This window comes from Flavobacterium sp. Leaf359 (genome assembly GCF_001423985.1).
Taxonomy (GTDB): Bacteria; Bacteroidota; Bacteroidia; order Flavobacteriales; family Flavobacteriaceae; genus Flavobacterium; species Flavobacterium lindanitolerans.
On record NZ_LMPW01000012.1, the window covers coordinates 1,027 to 3,155 of the forward strand.

Annotated in this window: 2 protein-coding genes; both read right to left on the reverse strand. The window is 47.4% G+C overall.

The window, feature by feature from the left end; all coding sequences use genetic code 11:
• Window positions 1–1,602: hypothetical protein (locus ASG38_RS18000; RefSeq protein ID WP_162239680.1), on the reverse strand; the 1,602-nt coding region annotated here is incomplete at its 3' end.
• 15 nt (window positions 1,603–1,617) lie between these two features.
• A partial coding sequence (locus ASG38_RS18270; RefSeq protein ID WP_235498578.1) for a T9SS type A sorting domain-containing protein occupies window positions 1,618–2,129 on the reverse strand: 512 nt, incomplete at its 5' end.

Sequence of the window (2,129 nt, forward strand, 5' to 3'; positions counted from 1 at the left end):
TTTGACGTCAGGGTTTCTTCGAATCCGGCTTATAGTGTACTTGGCACCATTGGCTTCTTCTGTCAGGCTCCCGACCTGTATCCTATAGCGCCCTGGATCCAGAGGGAATCCCTTTCCATATCCGTAGTTTTCCAGATTGTAAGGCCTGTTATGCGGGAAGCTTGAGCCCGAGTTGCCAGGACCAGATACAATTACGGGAGGATAAGTCCATGTGAGGCTAAGCTGGCTGAAATATAGTTCGGGCTTGATGGATATGTGGATTGTCTGCTGTCCTATTCCGTCAACATCAAAGGAAGAGAACATTCCCATAGTTCCTTTTTTTATTACCTCGACTATATGGTTGTATGCGAATGTGTTTTCGTAAGGCTCATAGTTGTAATAGTAGTCAGGATCTTCTATATAGGTTCCTCCTGAGTATAAGATCTTTGATATGGATTCTCCCTGGTAGAAGGAATAGGTGTTCGATTCATATTCATATAATATCGATCCTCCTGTAGGCAGCTTTATCTTTTCGAGAACACCTCTGGTAACTATATTTGGATTGACGGAGTGAGCGATATATTTATCTTCTTCCATGTAACCTTCTTCATAAAGGTCGTATGGGATAAAATTCGGATAGCCGAACTTGTCGGTACGGTGAAGGCCTCGCTCTGCATCATAGTTTCCGTATACACCGTCACTGTAATAGAACTGGTATTCCTCATTCTTGTTTTGCGCGGCATCCTTAAATATAAGCTTTTCGAATTCCCTGAAATCGATCCTCTTGACCACATTCGAGTTAGGATCCAAAATGGTGATCTCATCTACCTTTTTTCCATCATAGAGAGGCGAATATATGAACTGTGCCTTTCCGAAGCCTTCGGGTTCTATTGTGGCTACTATGTTGGTATATTCTTTTTTACCAGTATTTGGGTCTTGCTCGAACTTTTCGGTATAGGTGATACCTACCAGTTTCTGCCCATTGTTGTCGTATATGGCAGTCAGGTGGAAGATGGTCCGTGTTTCCTGGGTAATTTGAGGCATGCCTGGTTTGGGTACGATCTTCTTATCGTATATTCCAAAAACATACTTGTATCCTTTGGTATCATAGGCTGTAAATGAGTTCATGAATCCTGTTGTCAGATTACTTTCAGCTTCTATCCTGATGTAGTCTCCCTTGTTCGCCAATATAGACTGGGAGCCGTCGGGCCTTGTCAGCGTGGTAAACGATCCGGAGTGCCCCATGAAACTGAATTTGTAAATGTCCCTGGTAAGCCGTAAGTTGTTGGGAAAACCCGATTGGCTGTCCCTGAACTCAAAGGAGGAGTTTTCAATGACGCGCGTTATGGTACCCCCATAGCTTATATTCCAGGCACTTCCCGAAGGATGGTACCTGTAGGCCATGTTGATAGAGATGTCCCTGCTTCTCGTAGGGAGCGAGAACAGGGGTATGGATACGTCGGGCACGCCTGTGTAGAGGCTTACCGGCACGTCGTCGAACTTGAACATGGCCGAGGTCTCCTTTGGCAGGCTTCCCGAACCGTATTCCAAAGTGGCATTCTGCTCCTGGGCATTGGCGGCCATTCCCAGCCCTATGGCCAATAGTGCATATAATTTTTTCATGTCTGTAATATCTTGTTATTGTCTGTTGATTGCCTTTACGACCTTCACGGCGTCTTCCTGCACGTTTGTCCGTATCTCTATGATATAGATTCCTTCCGGAACTCCGCCGAGGTCGACCGGCACGGTTCGGTCGGTAATGTCGAAGTGCTGCAACTGCCTTCCGGAAAGGTCGTAGACGGTGGCTGTCCCTTTCTGGAACTCGTAGCCTACCAGTACGTTGGTGTAGTGCAGGGTAGGGTTCGGGTAGGCCTCGATAGGGTTCTTCTTTTCCTCCTTCTTCTTTTTGTCCTTGAGTTTCACGACCCAGAAGTCGTTGCGTCCCTGTCCGGAGTAGCGGTCGCGTGATGGCGAACCCATTGAGGTCCCTGCCAGGATGTAGCCCCCGTCGCGGGTTTCTATGGCCTTTCGCAGGATGTCCTCGCCTCCGCTTCCTACGGTCTGTGTCCACTGTTCCTCACCATTGGTGTCGGTCTTGATGGCGATATAGTCGTTGATTCCCTCGCGGTCTTTTTTCTTTGTGGCATAGG